Consider the following 16,367-nt stretch of genomic DNA (forward strand, 5'->3'; position numbering starts at 1 on the left):
TTGACCCGGGATCCAGAGATCAAAAAGTGCTGGGTTCCGGATAAGTGCTGACGCACTTTCCGGAATGACGAGAAAAGAGGCTCGGTAAGCGCCCCTACCCCGCCAGCGCGGCGCGGATGGCGGCGAGCGCTTCCTCGCCCTTGCTGGCATCGGGGCCGCCGGCCTGCGCAAAGTCGGGACGGCCGCCGCCGCCCTTGCCGCCAATCGCCTCTGACCCTGCGCGCACCAGCGCCACGGCGTCGGCTGCGCTGCCCGCCAGATCCTCTGTCACCCCGACGGCAATCGCGGCCTTGCCATCATTAATGCCGACAAAGGCGGCGATGCCGGAGCCCATTTCAGCGCGCGCGGCATCGACGAGGCTGCGCAATTCCTTGCCGCCCACGCCTTCGACGATACGCCCGGTGAACTTCAGATTGCCAATGGTTTCAACGGCCGCAGGCGCGGCACCGCCGCCACCGCCCATGGCGAGCTTTGTCTTGGCGTCGCTCAATTCCTTTTCCAGCTTACGCCGTTCATCGACCAGCGCAGACAGGCGCTTTTCCAGCTCCGACACCGGGACTTTGAGCGTATCGGCAGCGGCCTTGGCGATGCCGGCCTGCTGTTCCAGATACTCGCGCGCGGCCTCACCGGTCAGCGCCTCGACACGGCGCACGCCTGCCGACACGGCGCTTTCGCCGACAATCTTGAACAGGGCAATATCGCCGGTGCGGCGCACGTGGGTGCCGCCGCACAGCTCCACCGAATACGCCTTGTCCGGTTCGCCCGGCGCCTGGCCGATGGTGAGCACGCGTACCTTGTCGCCATATTTCTCGCCAAACAGGGCCAGAGCGCCCTTGGCGATGGCTTCTTCCGGCGTGGATTCGCTCGTCTCGGTCTCGTCATTCTGGCGCACGACCGCGTTCACTTCCGCCTCGATCGCGGCGATGTCGGAAGGCGAAAGCGCGCGGCCATGGGAGAAGTCAAAGCGCAGCCGGTCCGGCCCCACATAGGAGCCTTTCTGGGAGACGTGCGGGCCCAGCACATTGCGCAGGGCCGAGTGCATGAGGTGGGTCGCCGAGTGGTTGGAGCGGGTGCGGTCACGCCGCTGCGCATCCACCAGCAGCTCCGCCTCGTCGCCTGCCTTGATGGAGGCGCCTTCGAGCGTGCCGATATGGGCGAACACATCGCCTGCACGCTTTTTCACGTCCTCGACCACAAAGCGCGCGCCGCCGGAAAAGCGGATCTCGCCTGCATCGCCAATCTGGCCGCCGGACTCGGCGTAGAAGGGCGTGCGGTCGAACACCAGCTCGCCCCGCATACCCTCGGCCAGAGTTTCCTGCATGCCGCCATCGGCGATGATCGCCTTGAGTGCGCCCTTCGCCGACAGCTCGCTATAGCCGAGGAACTGCGTCGGGCCGGTGACATCGCGCACCGCGAACCAGACAGCGTCGCCCGCGGCATCGCCGGAGCCTTGCCAGTGGGCGCGCGCCTCGGCGCGCTGGCGGTCCATGGCGGTGTTGAAGCCCGCCTCATCAACGCTTAAGCCCTTCGCGCGCAGCGCATCCTGGGTGAGGTCAAGCGGAAACCCATAGGTGTCATAGAGCTTGAACGCGGTCTCGCCGGGCAAAGCCGCGCCCTCTGGCAGATCGGCAATCGCCTCTTCGAGAAGCGTCAGGCCGCGGCCCAGCGTGCGCTGAAAGCGCTCTTCCTCACCGCGCAGCGTCTCCTCGATCACGGGCAGGGCGCGGTTCAGCTCCGGGAAGGCATCGCCCATCTCGGCAGCCAGCACTGGCGCCAGCGTGTAGATGACCGGCTCCGTCGCGCCCAGAATATGCGCATGGCGCATGGCACGGCGCATGATCCGGCGCAGCACATAGCCGCGCCCCTCATTGGACGGCGTTACGCCATCGGCGATGAGGAAGCTGGTGGCGCGCAAATGGTCGGCGATGACGCGGTGGCTGGCCAGCGCCGCGCCCTGCGCCTTCACTTTGAGCGCCTCTTCGCCGGCCTTGATGAGGTTAGCGAACAGATCAATCTCGTAATTATTGTGCTTGCCCTGCAGGACAGCCGCCACCCGCTCCAGCCCCATGCCGGTATCGATGGAGGGCTTGGGCAGGTTGATGCGCGAGCCATCGGCCTGCTGCTCATACTGCATGAAGACGAGATTCCAGATCTCGATAAAGCGGTCGCCATCCTCGTCCGGGCTACCCGGAGGGCCGCCGGGAATGTGCTCGCCATGGTCAAAGAAAATCTCAGAGCACGGACCGCACGGGCCGGTATCGCCCATCATCCAGAAATTGTCAGACGTGGCGATGCGGATGATGCGATCATCCGGCAGGCTGGCTATTTTCTTCCAGAGCGCGGCCGCGTCATCATCCTCGGCATAGACCGTGACGAGGAGCTTGTCCTTGGGGAGCGCGAAGTCCTTCGTTACCAGCGTCCAGGCATGGTGGATCGCCTCTTCCTTGAAATAGTCGCCGAAGGAGAAATTCCCCAGCATTTCAAAGAAGGTGTGGTGGCGCGCCGTATAGCCCACATTATCAAGATCGTTGTGCTTGCCGCCTGCGCGTACGCATTTCTGCGAGGAGACGGCGCGCGGATTGGCGCGCTTTTCAGCGCCAGTAAACACGTTCTTGAACTGGACCATGCCCGCATTGGTGAAAAGCAGGGTCGGGTCATCCTTGGGCACGAGCGGGCTGGAGGCCACCACTTCATGGCCGTTCCCTTCAAAATAGCCAAGGAACTGGGCACGTATGTCGCGCAAGCGCGTCATGGCAGTCTCCGCTCATCTGCAAAATTTCACTTACCGTTGCGCACATATACGAACGGGCGCCCGGCTTAGCCAAGCGCCCGCTGCAATGCAATGCGGTTAAGAGCTGCGAAGACGCCCTACCCGGCCGCTTCCGCCGCATCATCCAGATCATCATCCTCGCCCGGACCAACCAGCATTTCCTCGGCAATGAGGCCGGCATTGGCACGGATCTGGTTCTCGATCTTCTCCGAAATCTCCGGGTGATCGAGCAGGAATTTGCGGGCGTTTTCGCGGCCCTGACCGATGCGCTCGGAGTCATGCGAGTACCATGAGCCGGATTTTTCGATGATCCCGGCCTTCACGCCCAGATCAATCACCTCGCCCATGCGCGAAATGCCTTCGCCATAGAGAATATCGAACTCCACCTCGCGGAAGGGCGGCGCCACCTTGTTCTTGACCACTTTCACGCGCGTCTGGTTACCGATCACCTCGTCACGGTCCTTGATCGCGCCGATGCGGCGAATATCGAGGCGGACCGAGGAATAGAATTTCAGCGCATTACCGCCGGTCGTCGTTTCCGGATTGCCAAACATCACGCCGATCTTCATGCGGATCTGGTTGATGAAGATGACAAGACAGTTGGACTTGGAGATGGAGCCGGTGAGCTTGCGCAGCGCCTGGCTCATCAGACGGGCCTGAAGGCCCGGCAGGCTGTCGCCCATATCGCCTTCCAGCTCGGCACGCGGCGTCAGCGCAGCGACAGAGTCGATCACCAGCACATCAATGGCGCCAGAACGCACCAGCGTGTCGGTAATTTCCAGCGACTGCTCACCCGTATCAGGCTGGGAGACCAGCAACTCACCCACATCCACGCCCAGCTTGCGGGCATAGACCGGATCGAGCGCATGTTCCGCGTCAACGAAGGCGCACACGCCGCCGCGCTTTTGCGCCTCGGCAATGCAGTGCAGGGCCAGCGTCGTTTTGCCCGAGCTTTCAGGGCCGTAAATCTCGACGATCCGCCCTTTGGGCAGGCCGCCAACGCCCAGCGCAATGTCCAGCCCCAGCGAGCCGGTGGACACCGCCTCGATATTCTGGTTCGGGCGGGCACCGAGCTTCATGACTGAGCCCTTGCCGAACTGGCGGTCGATCTGCGTGAGTGCGGCTTCGAGTGCCTTGGACTTGTCCATATCGGTGTCTTTCACCAGTCGGATTGCGGAAGATGCCATCGGTTCGGTTCCCTTATTTCACGCATCGCCCGGATCGGCAATTGCGCTGCGTTGAGGGAATCTGTACCGGATTTGTTCACAGAACACAAGCGGAACATTTACGCGCGACGAACACGTCCTACCGCCCCAACTCGTCCTTCACGCGCTGGGCCAGCGCCTCCAGGCTGAAGGGCTTGGGCAGGAAGGAAATATCGAGATCCGCCGACAGGGTGTGCGAGAAATGCTCCTCGGCATAGCCCGAAATGAAGATCACGCGCGCATTGCCGAGATACTGGGTAGCGGCTTTCAGTAGCCCCGGACCGTCCAGCCCCGGCATAACCACGTCGGAGATGATGAGATCAAACTCGCCGGGGCGCTCCTCGAGAATCGCGAGAGCCTCTTCGCCATCCTCGGCCTGTTCCACCTCATAGCCGCGCTTTTTCAGCGTCGCCGCCGTAATGGTGCGTACCGGCGCTTCATCCTCCACCAGCAGGATTCGCCCGCGCCCGGCGAGGTCTGCAGGCTTGCGCTGCACCGGCACTTCAGCCTTGCGCGCTTCGGTCTTTGCGATCTCCTCGGCATCGGGCGTGTGGCCGGGCAGATAGATCGAGAAGGTCGTGCCCTCACCGGGCTTCGAACGCGCAAACAGGAAGCCGCCGGACTGCTTGACGATGCCATAGACCGTCGCAAGGCCGAGGCCCGTGCCCTTGCCGGGCTCCTTGGTCGTGAAGAACGGCTCGAAGATTTTCTCCAGCGTGGCCTCATCCATGCCGGAGCCTTCGTCGGCGACGTGAATGGCCGCCCATGGCCCGTCCTTGACGTCCGGCGCGCCAGCCGCGCGCACGATGGTGGCATCAACGCCTTCGGTGGAGATGGTCAGCGTGCCGCGCCCCTTGGCTGCCATCGCGTCGCGCGCATTGGTGGCAAGGTTCATCAGCGCGTTGGCAAGCTCGTCCTTGTCAATGCGTACCAACGGCACATCCCGGCCATGACGCACTTCCACGCGCACCCATTCTTCCACGCTCTGGCGCACCAGGTGTACGGTATCGGCGAGCGTCTCGGTCAGATCGACAGTCTCGACGCGCAGGGTCTGCTTGCGGGCAAAGGCGAGCAGGTGCTTGATCCGGCCTGCCGCCTGCGCCACCACGCCATTGATGTTCTGCAGGTCCGGATAGGTCGGGTCCCCTACCGGATGGCGCAGCAGCAGATTGTCAGTATTCAGCCGGATCGCGGTCAGGAAATTGTTGAAGTCGTGCGCCACGCGCGCCACCAGCTCACCGACCGCTTTGAGCTTTTGGGCCTGCGCATACTGGCCTTCCAGCTCGCGCAAAGCCGTGATGTCCACCAGATAGGCCGCCCGCTTGCCCGAACGCGCCGGCGACAGGAAGAGATGCACGTCGCGCAAGCCGTCCGACGATTTCAGCTTGAGCGCCACCGGCTCGCTGCGCCCGGACATGGCCGCAGCAAAGGCCGCCTCCGCACTGTCTCCGAGGCTCCAGTCGAACAGGCTTTCAAATGCCTTGCCCGGCAGCGCCGCGCCGCCCGACAGCTGCACCAGGGCCGGATTGGCATCCTCGATGATCGAGCGGGCCGGGTCGGCGCCGTCAAGGCGCGCCACGCCAAACGGCGCGCTGGCAAACATGTCATCGAAGGTCCGTCCAGTACGCCCGCCGGTGTGCTGGGCAATCATCTGGGCGACGCCGGGGGGCGTGCCTGCCGCCGTCAGCCCGTAAACCACGGCGCGCGCGCGCACAGGGCGCCCCTCATCCCATTCAACGGCGAGGGTAATCGGGCTTTCAACACCTTCGCGAGCCAGCAGCCGCGCATCAAGGCGCACAACGCCCTTCTCGCCGCGGGTTTTCAGGAAGCCCTTGGCCATGTCACCGGCCAGGAAGTCTTTCACCTTCAGGGCCTGCCCCTCAGGCACATCCAGCCAGGAGCGCAAGGTCGCATTGGCGGCCAGCACACGGCCCTCGCCATCGGCCATGAACAGGCCCACCGGCGCATGCTCGGCCCAGTCCGGCGTTCCGGCTTCAGCTTCCAGCGTGTCGCCTGCGCGCACTTCGGTGAAGCGCCACAGCGCGCCGCCCTGCGGCACCGGATCAATGGAAACGCTATACACGCCGCCACCGGACTCTCCGAGCGCGGTAAGGGTTTCACGGGCGGCCTCGCCCGATGCGGCTGCGCGCGACAGACGGTAGAGCGCGCCGCCCGAACTGCCCGGCCACAAACGGTCCGGCGCTGGCAGGGCAATGCCTGCCGTCAGCGGCATCACGGTCTTTGCCAGCTTCTGGTAGGCGTTATTGGCCCAGATCGCCCGCCCACGCACATCGGTGATGAGTATCGGTTCGCCAGCCGCATCAATGGCGGCACTGACCAGCGCATCAGCCTTGGGCCGGACCGCAGGCTCAATGCGCAGCGAGCGCGCAGCGCTCTCCCCGGCGGCCAGCGCGAACATCAGAATGAAGGCAACGAACGCTATGCCCGACAACAGCACAAACCCGTGCCAGCCCGCCGTCGACGCCGCAATGAGCGAGAAGCCGGCCGCCCCAAGCGCCAGCAGGCCCGAAATCCAGAACACGGTGCGCGCCAGCAGCGTGATCCGGCTCTGACGCTCTCTGGGAAGCGACTGCTTACGCACCGACACAGGTCCGGTACTGCCCTTCGCGGGCTTCGGATCCGGCTTTGCGGCCTTGTCTGTACGGGCGGGGGCGTCGGTCATCACGGCACTCCGTGTGGGAAAAGCGATTCGGCCACTGGTTTGACCGATTCAGGTTAACCAGTTTTCCGCGCCCTGACGAAAACTTCTGCGGCAGGCTGCGCGCTCGAGCGCGCCGATTACGGGCCAAGCCAGCGCTTCTATTTCGAGGACCGGGACGGGATCGAGTACGAGGTGGTGAGCTATTCCTAGCGCCGTTTTTTCAGCGAGAGCACATAGCCGATCACCTTGGCGACTGCCGCGAAGTGTTCCGGCGGAATCACCTCGTCGAGATCGACGCTGGCGTGCAGGGCGCGCGCCAGCGGCGGATCTTCGACGATCGGCACGCCGTGCTCCTCGGCGATCTCGCGGATTTTCAACGCCACCGCTTCCACGCCCTTGGCCACGCATATCGGCGCGGCTGTCACACCCTGCTGGTATTTCAGCGCCACCGCGTAGTGGGTCGGGTTGGTGATGACGACAGCCGCCTCCGGCACGGCGGCCATCATGCGCTTTCTGGCCCGCTCCTGACGTATCTGGCGCAGGCGCGCGCGCACCATCGGGTCGCCTTCGGACTCCTTGAACTCATCGCGGATCTCGCGGCGGCTCATCTTGTTGCGGTCATAGAATTGCTGGCGCTGGAAAATGTAATCGGCCAGTGCGATGATCGCGAACACCGCCAGCGCCGCCAGCATGAGCTGGATGGCAATCTCACGGAACAGCACCAGAATCTGGGCTGGCGCCACGGCAGGCAGACCGGCCAGCAGCGACTGGCGCGGCCACAGCACAATGGTGATGGCGATGGCCACCAGCGCCATCTTGGCGAGGCCCTTGACGAAATTCACCCAGCCCTGAGGCCCGAGAATACGCTTCACGCCTTCGACAGGGTTCAGCTTGCTGAGCTTGGGCTCCAGCTTGGACGTGGTGAAGATCAGCCCGTGCTGGACAAAATGGCCCGCCAGCGCCGCCGCAATGATCGCCCCGAACGCCAGCCCCATGACCAGCAGGACCTTCATCACCGCAGCCATGGTCAGCGCCAGCGCGCCGGTATTATCGAGCGACATCTCGTGAGGCTGGGAAAGGAAGACTGACAGCTCGCGCGTCAGCCCTGCACCCATGGACGGCCCGAAGGCGGCCAGCACGCCAAGGCCTGCCGCCAGGATAAACCAGGCCGGGATTTCCTGGGATTTGGGGACGTCGCCTTTCTCGCGCGCCTTGTCCAGCTTTCGCTGGCTTGGCGGCTCGGTCTTTTCGCTCTTGTCTTCACCTTCTGCCATGTGATCCTCACATCAGCGTTGCGGTGAAGGCTTCAAAGCGCTCCAGCCAGACCATGGCGATAGTACCAAGGGCGAGCGCGAAAATGGTGAAACCGATCAGGATGTTCACCGGCATGGCGACGAAAAATATCTGCACTTGGGGCATCATTTTCGAGAGCACGCCAAGGCCCAGATAGAAGACGAGCCCGAACAGGACCAGCGGGGCGGCCAGCTGGATACCGATATTGAACGCGCTGATGAAAATATCCACGGCCCATTGCGCCGCATCACCCCACATGGGCACCTGACCGGCCGGCATCATCATGTAGGAGCCGGCCGCCGCCTGCAGCAGCAGATGGTGCAGATTGGTGGTGAAGATCAGCACGATGAAAAGCAGGTTCAGGAAGGCCGCCGGCAAGGCGCCGGTCTGACCTTGCGCCGGGTCAAACGCCTGGGCCATGGCAATACCGCTCTGATAGCCGATCACCTGGCCTGCCACGGATGCGGAGGCCAGCAGCATGCGTGCAACGCCGCCAATCATCAGGCCGATGACCGCCTCGCCAGCGACATAGCCAGCAAGCCCGCCGAGCGTATCAGGCTGCGCGGGCAGCATCGGCGCCACGACCGGCCCGATGGCAAAGGAGAATGCCAGCGCGAAAGACAGCCTGATGCGGATCGGGATGCCCGGCTCGGCAAAGCCCGGCAGCAGCATGAGGATTGCGCCCATGCGGGCGAACACCAGCGCGGCGGCAAAGACGATGGCAGGAAGATCGAAGGTCAGAATCATCGCGGCTTCAGCCTGCCGCGATTCTGTCCGCGATATTGGTCATGAATGCGCCCAGCACCGCGCCCATCAGCGGCATAAAGACAATCAGCGCCAGGAAGATCGCGAAAATCTTCGGCACGAAGACCAGCGTCATCTCCTGCACCTGCGTCAATGCCTGAAACAGCGCGATGATGACGCCAACGGTCAGCCCGACAATCATGATGGGCGCGGCCATGGCAAGCATGGTCCAGATGGCTTCACGGCCAACATCAAGCACTTCTGCGCCCGTCATTCTGTCAGGCTCCCGCTGGCGTTACGTGTTGGTCCAGACGCCATTGCGCCGGTTAAGAAAGGTTAAACATCCGTTTACCCTGTTTACGCGTTATCGCGCCGCCACCGCTCCATGGCGCCGGAAATGGCAAACGTTTCCCGGTATTTGGGCGAACCTGACGGACGAGGCGGGCGCTCCGATGTCAGCGCCATGATCTCGGCCAGCTTGTTGTGGGCAGCGCCCGCCTGCCCGGCCCCGATATAGGCGTGCAGCTCAACGAGTGCGTTGGACAGCGGATCGTGAGCGCGGATCACGAAATAGGGCTCATCGTCGGCAAGATCGGGCAGGCAGTCGAACTGCGAGGGATTGGCCTTCGAGCCAAGCGGTGCATCACTCATTGTTTCAACCCTTTCCAGCCGGGACATGGGAACCGCCGAAAAGCGGCCTGCAGTCGGCAGTTCTAGCCGATTCCCTGCCCGCTGGCATTTACGCACATACCCTCTTTTCGGCGCCCCCGTTGATTGCCAAATATGTCGATGCGCGGCGGACACCCTTGCGGCCCGCGCGCAATATTTTTTTGAGCGTTCTTTTGTCTGGAGTTCCCCATGACCACCGAGACCGCCGCGTCACCGGCGCGGCTCACCCTGTATGCCATCATCGCCGCTGTGACCGGCTCGCTCTTCATCACCGTTACCGGCTTTCTGACCGTCGCGGCCGTGATCTGGGCGCTGGGCATGACCCTGCACCTGCCCATGCTGGCCATCGAGATCGGCGAAGTGCTCGCCGGTATCGGCGCAGTGGTGCTGACCGTGATCCTTATCCGCGGCGCCCTCGCGCTGGAGCGGCAGAGACTGACCGGCGAACTGGTCTGACATTCGCCGTCAGCCGGGCCAGCCCGTCTTGCCGTTGCCATAATTGACCGCGCACACTTCCCCCCGGATACGCCATCATCTGGCGGCAACGGGGAGGAATGTGTGATGACAGTTCGCGTGATGACGGGCGCGGTATTGCTGGCTGCGCTTGCGCTGGCAGCTTGTGGTAATGGCGGTCAGGACGGTGGCTTTCGCGATCGCGGCGATGCGGCAGTAGACGCCGCCTCTCCGCCGCAAATGTATGAGATGGCACTGTCCTCCCGACAGGCCAGCCCCGCTCCGCCCCCGCCGCCACAAGCAGGCGCGCAGGAGGAACAGGCGGCTCTGCTGGCCTATGCGCATAATTACGGCCTGCGCCTGCCAGCCCGCGTACTGGCCGATGTTCACACCGCCCACCAGCAGGCCTGCGCGGCAGCCGGTGGCAGTGTCTGCCGCGTCGTCAGCGCGACGATCAATGATCCTGATGGCGAGCGCCCCTCCGGCGCGCTGGAGATACGCGCCCGGCCGGACTGGATCGCCAGCTTCCGCGAACGCCTGGCGGGCGAGGTCGATGAGGCCGGCGGCAATATCCAGAGCGAAAACACCAGCGTTGATGATCTGACCACCCAGATTGTCGACGGCGAAGCACGTCTTCGCGCCCAGACGGCCCTGCGTGACCGGCTGCAAGCCCTGCTGGAGACCAATGAAGGCCCCATGGCCGACATACTGGCCGTCGAGCGGGAGCTGGCCCGCGTGCAGGCCGATATCGACAGCCGCGCCAGCGTCATCGCGGCGCTGCGTACACGCGTCGAGACATCGCGCCTGACGCTGCACTACCACCCGATTGTCAGCCAGACCTCGCCGGTGCGCTTCAACCCGATCATGCAGGCGCTGGAAGACTTCACCGACACGCTCTCTGAAGGCGTGGCAGCGGTGATCGTGTTCATAGCCGTGATCCTGCCCTGGCTGATCCTTCTGATACCGGCGGTCTTCCTCATTCGCTGGCTGCTGGTGCGGCGCAAGCGCAAGAAGGCTGTAGCCAAGCCATCATAGTCCGGTCCTGACGCGCCGTTTGCACAGACGTGCAAACGGCGCGTTAACCACGCTCTTTAACGCCGCTCTAAACCGGCTGGCGTAATGTGTCCGTGATTTCGCCTCTCCGGCGAGAAACAGCGGAGCCTGTCATGGCCAAGGCCGTCTTTCACAAGCACCAGCGCGTGTTCGTCCATCCGGTCGGCACATGGGCGCTGGTGGAGAAGGTCAAGCCGCAATGGGTCCGCGATGTCGAGGAGCCGGTAAAGGTCTTCTACGATTGCGGGCTGGGGCGCGATTTCCAGGCGCACGAGCTGGCGGTTGAAGATGGCGGCGGCGAAAACACGGGCAATAACTGGCGTGTACTGCGCGCGGCCAATAAATGGCAGACGCCCGAAGAATGCGCCCACCACCCCTTCCCCGGCACCTATCCGGTGGTCGTCACCGACCAGCAGAACTGGGGCGGCTGGCGTACGCCGGGCGCCGAATATGACCGCGACCCGCACCGCATCGAGACGCAAGCGCGCCTGATCGCGCAGGCCCCGCGCCTTCTGGCACTGGCTGAAGCGGTGGCGCGCGCCGTTGCCGACAATCCTGAATGCGGGCCCGAACTGGTGGGGCTTGCCCGCCAGATGTCAGAGACCGTGCGCACGGTCCGGGCGAAGCCGGGCGAGGCGGGAAGCGCGGCCAGCCAGGCCGCCGAATAATACCTTAGAGGCGCTGGACGTTTACCGGCCTGCAACCCTATTCTGGGAGCGATGATTCGAGCCCGGACAGCGCGCAATACCGACGCACGGCGTCCGCACGGACGGCCGGCCATGGACGGGCCAGCCTCCGGGCGCGCACGCCTGTCCCGTCTTGTCCTGATTTTCCTCATCGTTTTCGCAGGCGTGTTCGGCACCGTCATCTGGGCCAAGCTGCAGATGGAGTGGACCTCTGCACGCGCAGACGCGGAAAACCGTCAGGCCCGCAGCGCCGCCTTCATCGCGGAAAGTGTCTCCGGGCGCTTGTCCGAGATACGCGGCGCCCTGAGCTTTGCTGCCGCCAGCCTTGCCCGGCCCGGTGACGAGGAGGGCCAGCTTGCCATTGTAGAGGCCGTTACTGGCTCGTCTTACGTGTCTGGGGCGGCGCTCTGGCTGCCCGACAGCACGCCACTGACAGCTGGAAGCGTGCCCGCTGATCTGGCTGCAGCAGCCGATGCAGCGCTTGGCGGGCCACAATGGGTTGCCGGTATTGCCGGCGATACTACCCATGTCGTCCTGGCAGCGCCGGTTCCACTGCCGGACCGGCGCGTAGGCACGCTGCTGGCCTTCGCCAGCCCGTCCGAACTGATAAGCGCGGACCGCGCCGCCCGTATTGCCGTGCTGACTGACAGCGTGGGCCGCACGCTCGCGCTATTCCCGGAAGCGCCGGTTTCCGGGGCTCCGCTGGCAGCCGAGCGGTTCGGGCTGCAGAGTTCTGACGTCCGGGCGCTGGGCGATTCCGGCGGCGGCGCCATGACGGGCGCGCGCCTTGGCGAGACCGAGCAGGTGCTGGGGGTGGCCCGGCTGCGTGACGCCCCCTTGTACGTCTACGCCGTTGGCCCGGCAGGGCTCGACGCCATGGCCTGGAACATGACGCTCATTTTCCATGCTCTTCTGTTCTTCGGGCCGCTGTTTACCGCCATCGCGTTTTACGTCGTGCTGCTGATGCAGACCGGGGCGCTGAAAAAGGCTGAAGCGCGCCTGCGTGATTCCGAGCGCCGCTTCCGGCTGGCCATCGAAGGCGCGCGCTGCGGCGTCTGGGACTGGGATCTGGAAACCGACGCCGTTTTCATCACCGACTCCTTTGCCCGCATGCTGGGGCTGGATGATGCAGCCAGCATGTCCGGCGCCGAGTTTCTCCAGCTGTTGTCGAACGAGGACCGCTCCCGCCTGCGCACGGCCATCCGGGCTGCATCCAGAGCGGAAGAGGTGGATCTGGAGGTTCGCGCGCAAAATCTGGCTGTCTGGGTGCAGATGCGCGGCCGCCCTCTGGCCACTGACGGGGCCGGACCGGGACGGCGCCTCGTCGGCGTCGCGATTGATGTGACCGAGCGTAAAGGCGCCCAGAAGCGCGTACTCGCCGCCGAAACCCGCCTGCGGGCAGCGCTGGAGTCCATGACGGAAAGTTTCGCGCTTTGGGACTCGCGCCGCCGCCTGGTGCTGTGGAACCGCAAATTCCGCGATTTCTTCAACCTGCCTGAAGGCTCTCTGCGTGCGGGCATGGCGTATGAAGCTGTGGAAGCAGCAGCGTCCGGCTCTATAGCCAATGTCCACGCCAGCGAGAATGACGGTGAGTCCTACCAGATGGAACTGACCGACGGACGCTGGCTGCATTATTCGGAACGTCAGACCGCCGATGGCGGCCTGGTCAGCGTGGGCGCGGACATCACGCTTCTCAAGCAGCAGCAGGGCGAGCTGCGCGATAACCAGGAGAGGCTGCGTCAGTCCTATAACGAGCTCGAAACCTCATCCCAGCAGATCAGGGAGCTCGCCAGGAGTCATCACGAGGAAAAGCTGCGCGCCGAAGAGGCCAACAGGTCCAAGTCTGAATTCCTGGCCAATATGAGCCATGAGCTGCGCACGCCGCTGAACGCCATTATCGGCTTCAGCGAGATGATGCAGAAGCAGATTTTCGGCCCGCTCGGCCATGACCGCTATATCGAGTATGCTGGCGACATCCACAATTCGGGTGGCCTGCTGCTCTCGCTCATCAACGACATCCTCGATATGTCGAAGATTGAGGCGGGCAAGATGAGCCTGCAGACCGAACCGCTCGATCCGGCTGCCGTTATCGATCAGTGCATCCGCCTGATCGGCGCACGCGCACAGGAAAAGAGCCTGCAGGTGCGCGCCGAATGCGGTGATCTGCCAGAGATTGATGCCGACCCGCGCGCGCTCAAGCAGATATTGCTGAACCTGATGTCAAACGCGGTGAAGTTCACGCCGGAGGGCGGCCGCGTCGTGGTGCGCGGGTTCGAGGCCGCTGACGGCATTGTGCTGCAGGTTGCCGATACCGGCATTGGCATCGCGGAAGAAGATTTGCCCCGGCTCGGCCGGCCATTCGAGCAGATCGAGAGCCAGCACTCCAAGAGCTATCAGGGCTCAGGCCTCGGTCTGGCCCTGTCGAAATCGCTGGTGGAGCTGCATGGCGGCGAGCTGCGTATCGACTCGGTGCTGGGCAAGGGCACCACCATCTCCTTCACCATTCCCCGGCATCAGGACCAGCCGGGAGGCAATGACAATGGTGATACGAGCGCCGTCAACGAGGCCGCAGAATAGCCTATTCGGGCCGTTCGCCACCGTGATGGTGACGGTGTTCTTCGCCCGGCCTTTCACCACCCCGCCTCATGCCCCGCCCGCCCGGCGCGTAGGCCGCCTCCAGCGCGGCCCGGCGGGCCTCCGGCTCAAGGTCCGAAACGATACCGAGGATTACCTCTTCACCCGCCGCATCCAGCTGAGAGCGCAAGGCGCGAATGTCCGCGGTCAGCGCCAGCATGGCTGTCTCATCGAACGCCTCGGCGCGCAGAAGCGCGTTCATCTCGCGGCGGCGTGCAATCATCTCGCCAAACAGGGGACGCAGCTCACGCAGACCCTCGCGCAACTCGGCGCTGGCCGTCTCGCGGCGTTCCTCGGGCAGCGCGGCAATAAAGGCGCGCGGATTGAAGCCGCCACCGCCGGGCATATGCCCGCCCGCTTCATGGACAGCGCCTGCCGGCGTCAGCGCACGCTGGGCGAGTATCCCTGCCAGCACGCCATTGGCGCCCAGCGACACGACGAGAAGTGCAATCCAGAAACGCCGCCCTTCAAACCAGCTCATCAGCGCCCCTCACCATCAATGAAATCGACAAGCTCTTCATAGGCGGGGTCAGCAAAGCTGGAGAAGGCCATGGCATAGGCCGCATCGCTCTGACTGGCACCGCCAAGGCTTGCACCGCCCCAGCCAAGCCCCAGCCCGGCGCTGAGCGCAAGCACAGCCGCCAGCCGCGCCCATTCAGGCGCAAAGCGCGCCTGCGCCTGCCCGGCGGCAAGTATGCGCCCCGCAAGCTCCGCAGAGGGTGGTTCTGCCCGCGCCGCTTCCAGCAGCCCGTCCAGCTCGCCGGTCTCTGCCATCAGCCTGGTGGCCGTCTCGCCATTGTTTTCCATGAAGGCAAGCGCGCCGGGACGCTCTGCCTGCGGCCAGCGTTTGGGGTCCGCCCCATAGGCGGAGAGAAGCGCGGAAAATCGTGTCTGGTCCATCATATCGGGTCCCCCCGGCTTTGATCGCCACGGCCATGAGCCAGCGTGTTTATGAGGTCGGCTGCGTTGTCTGCCAGCTGTTCGCGCAGGCTGCGCCGCGCTCGTGACAGCAGGGATTCCATCGCTTCCACACTGACCTCCATTATCTCTGCCGCCTCGATATTGCCCAGCTCCTGAAAATGACAAAGTTCAAGCGCAAGGCGCTGGCGTTCGGGCAAGGCAGCAACAGCGGCGCGTACGGCCTCCTGACTGTCCTTGCCCGCGAGTACGCTGTCGGCATCCGCCTCGCCATCTGCCCGCTCATAGTTTTCGGGCATGCTGGTTTCGCGGCGTTTTCTCAGGCGGTCATAACAAAGATTGACCGCAATTCTCATCACCCAGCTATCGAAACGCGCCGTGCCGGGCTTCCATTTGTGAGCATGGCGCCAGACCTTCAGATAGGTCTCCTGAGCCACGTCTTCGGCTTCGCTGCTATCGCCCAGCAGGCGCCAGGCAACGCCTGTGATCTTGGGCAGGGTCCGGGTAATGAACGCCTGCATGGCAACGCTATCGCCCTGAGCGAGCGCGCGCGCCAGCGCGGCGTCGCCGTCAGGGACGGCGCCCTTTCCCGAGCCGGTAATGACCTGCAGAACCGGCCGGATGGACGCCTCCCTGACAAGCTGACCTTCAGTCGCTCTAGTCGCGGCTGCGGCGTTGGCGGCGTTCACCGCGCTCACCCCGTTCACCGCGCTGAGCGTGCATTTCCGCCATACGTTCCTGCACAGCGGCGACGGTGACGGAATCATTACCTTCACCAGCCCAGCGGTCAAACATGGCATTACCGCGCGCCTCGAAATCAGCGCGGGTGATCTCGCGATCAGCACGTTCGCTGCGCTCGCCGCCACGCTCGCCCCATTGACGGCGGCGTTCGCCATCTTCAGGGGCACGCTCGGCCCGGCGTTCAGCCCAGCGCTCGCGCATCAACTCACGGTCAGCCGCATTGATGACGCCGTCATCATTGGCGTCCATGCGGTCAAACATGGTGTTGTGATGGGCCAGAAACTCGGCGCGGGTGATGACACCATCGCCGTCAGCATCAATGTCGGCGAGACGTTCGGCAAAAGCTTCAGGATTGGCGCGCGGGCCGCGATGGCCCCAGCGATGGCCGCGGCGTTCACCGCGTTCGCCAGCTTCAGATTCCTGCACGGCCGCTTCAGCAGCAACAGCGCTGACAGACATGACCGGTACAGACGTAAAGCCGAGCGCCAGAGCAGCTGCGGCAAATTTCAGGGAGGTTTTCATTGCGTCGTAACTCCGAT

15 protein-coding genes are annotated in these 16,367 nt (G+C 64.2%); 4 read left to right on the top strand and 11 right to left on the bottom strand.

Features of this window, described 5'->3' with window-relative positions; translation table 11 throughout:
- Positions 1-94: 94 nt before the first annotated feature.
- The 7 genes from alaS to X907_RS10065 all read right to left on the bottom strand — a co-directional run bounded on the left by alaS (position 95) and on the right by X907_RS10065 (position 9,325).
- On the bottom strand, positions 95-2,752 hold the full coding sequence (gene alaS, locus X907_RS10035) for an alanine--tRNA ligase (RefSeq protein ID WP_127567594.1): 2,658 nt from the start codon (positions 2,750-2,752) through the stop codon (positions 95-97).
- Between the two features lie 116 nt (positions 2,753-2,868).
- The gene (recA, locus tag X907_RS10040) at positions 2,869-3,957 is read right to left on the bottom strand and encodes a recombinase RecA (protein ID WP_127567596.1); all 1,089 of its coding nucleotides are present in this window, start codon (positions 3,955-3,957) and stop codon (positions 2,869-2,871) included.
- A gap of 118 nt (positions 3,958-4,075) precedes the next feature.
- Positions 4,076-5,923, bottom strand: a complete 1,848-nt coding sequence (locus X907_RS10045; protein ID WP_418766413.1) for an ATP-binding protein — start codon at positions 5,921-5,923, stop codon at positions 4,076-4,078.
- Between the two features lie 920 nt (positions 5,924-6,843).
- Complete coding sequence (gene flhB, locus X907_RS10050; RefSeq protein ID WP_127567600.1) at positions 6,844-7,911, bottom strand: flagellar biosynthesis protein FlhB; 1,068 nt, start codon at positions 7,909-7,911, stop codon at positions 6,844-6,846.
- 7 nt (positions 7,912-7,918) lie between these two features.
- Entirely contained in the window at positions 7,919-8,677 is a 759-nt protein-coding gene (fliR, locus tag X907_RS10055) for a flagellar biosynthetic protein FliR (protein WP_127567602.1), read from the bottom strand.
- A gap of 7 nt (positions 8,678-8,684) precedes the next feature.
- Positions 8,685-8,948: a flagellar biosynthesis protein FliQ gene (gene fliQ, locus X907_RS10060; protein WP_127567604.1), complete on the bottom strand. Its 264-nt coding sequence runs from the start codon at positions 8,946-8,948 to the stop codon at positions 8,685-8,687.
- A gap of 83 nt (positions 8,949-9,031) precedes the next feature.
- Positions 9,032-9,325: an aspartate decarboxylase gene (locus X907_RS10065; protein WP_127567607.1), complete on the bottom strand. Its 294-nt coding sequence runs from the start codon at positions 9,323-9,325 to the stop codon at positions 9,032-9,034.
- A gap of 207 nt (positions 9,326-9,532) precedes the next feature.
- Between X907_RS10065 and X907_RS10070 the strand changes: the two genes are divergently transcribed.
- The 4 genes from X907_RS10070 to X907_RS10085 all read left to right on the top strand — a co-directional run bounded on the left by X907_RS10070 (position 9,533) and on the right by X907_RS10085 (position 14,112).
- The gene (locus X907_RS10070; protein ID WP_127567609.1) at positions 9,533-9,799 is read left to right on the top strand and encodes a hypothetical protein; all 267 of its coding nucleotides are present in this window, start codon (positions 9,533-9,535) and stop codon (positions 9,797-9,799) included.
- 105 nt (positions 9,800-9,904) lie between these two features.
- Complete coding sequence (locus tag X907_RS10075; protein ID WP_127567611.1) at positions 9,905-10,831, top strand: DUF4349 domain-containing protein; 927 nt, start codon at positions 9,905-9,907, stop codon at positions 10,829-10,831.
- A gap of 131 nt (positions 10,832-10,962) precedes the next feature.
- Complete coding sequence (locus X907_RS10080; protein ID WP_127567613.1) at positions 10,963-11,517, top strand: hypothetical protein; 555 nt, start codon at positions 10,963-10,965, stop codon at positions 11,515-11,517.
- A gap of 111 nt (positions 11,518-11,628) precedes the next feature.
- Entirely contained in the window at positions 11,629-14,112 is a 2,484-nt protein-coding gene (locus tag X907_RS10085) for a sensor histidine kinase (RefSeq protein ID WP_127567615.1), read from the top strand.
- A gap of 1 nt (position 14,113) precedes the next feature.
- Here the strand turns inward: X907_RS10085 and X907_RS10090 are convergent, their stop codons facing one another.
- From X907_RS10090 to X907_RS10105, 4 genes are read right to left on the bottom strand one after another with little or no spacing between them, the layout of a single operon-like run.
- The gene (locus X907_RS10090; protein ID WP_127567617.1) at positions 14,114-14,650 is read right to left on the bottom strand and encodes a periplasmic heavy metal sensor; all 537 of its coding nucleotides are present in this window, start codon (positions 14,648-14,650) and stop codon (positions 14,114-14,116) included.
- Positions 14,650-15,072 carry a hypothetical protein gene (locus tag X907_RS10095; RefSeq protein WP_127567619.1) on the bottom strand — a complete coding sequence of 141 codons (423 nt, stop codon included), beginning with the start codon at positions 15,070-15,072 and terminating at the stop codon, positions 14,650-14,652. Before X907_RS10095 ends, X907_RS10090 begins: the two co-directional genes overlap by 1 nt.
- Positions 15,069-15,776, bottom strand: a complete 708-nt coding sequence (locus X907_RS10100) for an RNA polymerase sigma factor (protein ID WP_233352300.1) — start codon at positions 15,774-15,776, stop codon at positions 15,069-15,071. The genes X907_RS10095 and X907_RS10100 overlap by 4 nt, the downstream gene beginning before the upstream one ends.
- Entirely contained in the window at positions 15,745-16,350 is a 606-nt protein-coding gene (locus X907_RS10105) for a hypothetical protein (protein ID WP_127567624.1), read from the bottom strand. The genes X907_RS10100 and X907_RS10105 overlap by 32 nt, the downstream gene beginning before the upstream one ends.
- Between the last annotated feature and the right edge of the window lie 17 nt (positions 16,351-16,367).

The organism is Glycocaulis alkaliphilus (genome assembly GCF_004000605.1).
Classification (GTDB): domain Bacteria; phylum Pseudomonadota; class Alphaproteobacteria; order Caulobacterales; family Maricaulaceae; genus Glycocaulis; species Glycocaulis alkaliphilus.

Bases quoted from the DNA above. Each gene is read 5' to 3' on its own strand.
- alaS (WP_127567594.1), bottom strand. From the start codon at position 2,752: ATGACGCGCTTGCGCGACATACGTGCCCAGTTCCTTGGCTATTTTGAA.
- recA (WP_127567596.1), bottom strand. From the start codon at position 3,957: ATGGCATCTTCCGCAATCCGACTGGTGAAAGACACCGATATGGACAAG.
- X907_RS10045 (WP_418766413.1), bottom strand. From the start codon at position 5,923: ATGGCCGATGGCGAGGGCCGTGTGCTGGCCGCCAATGCGACCTTGCGC.
- flhB (WP_127567600.1), bottom strand. From the start codon at position 7,911: ATGGCAGAAGGTGAAGACAAGAGCGAAAAGACCGAGCCGCCAAGCCAG.
- fliR (WP_127567602.1), bottom strand. From the start codon at position 8,677: ATGATTCTGACCTTCGATCTTCCTGCCATCGTCTTTGCCGCCGCGCTG.
- fliQ (WP_127567604.1), bottom strand. From the start codon at position 8,948: ATGACGGGCGCAGAAGTGCTTGATGTTGGCCGTGAAGCCATCTGGACC.
- X907_RS10065 (WP_127567607.1), bottom strand. From the start codon at position 9,325: ATGAGTGATGCACCGCTTGGCTCGAAGGCCAATCCCTCGCAGTTCGAC.
- X907_RS10070 (WP_127567609.1), top strand. From the start codon at position 9,533: ATGACCACCGAGACCGCCGCGTCACCGGCGCGGCTCACCCTGTATGCC.
- X907_RS10075 (WP_127567611.1), top strand. From the start codon at position 9,905: ATGACAGTTCGCGTGATGACGGGCGCGGTATTGCTGGCTGCGCTTGCG.
- X907_RS10080 (WP_127567613.1), top strand. From the start codon at position 10,963: ATGGCCAAGGCCGTCTTTCACAAGCACCAGCGCGTGTTCGTCCATCCG.
- X907_RS10085 (WP_127567615.1), top strand. From the start codon at position 11,629: ATGGACGGGCCAGCCTCCGGGCGCGCACGCCTGTCCCGTCTTGTCCTG.
- X907_RS10090 (WP_127567617.1), bottom strand. From the start codon at position 14,650: ATGAGCTGGTTTGAAGGGCGGCGTTTCTGGATTGCACTTCTCGTCGTG.
- X907_RS10095 (WP_127567619.1), bottom strand. From the start codon at position 15,072: ATGATGGACCAGACACGATTTTCCGCGCTTCTCTCCGCCTATGGGGCG.
- X907_RS10105 (WP_127567624.1), bottom strand. From the start codon at position 16,350: ATGAAAACCTCCCTGAAATTTGCCGCAGCTGCTCTGGCGCTCGGCTTT.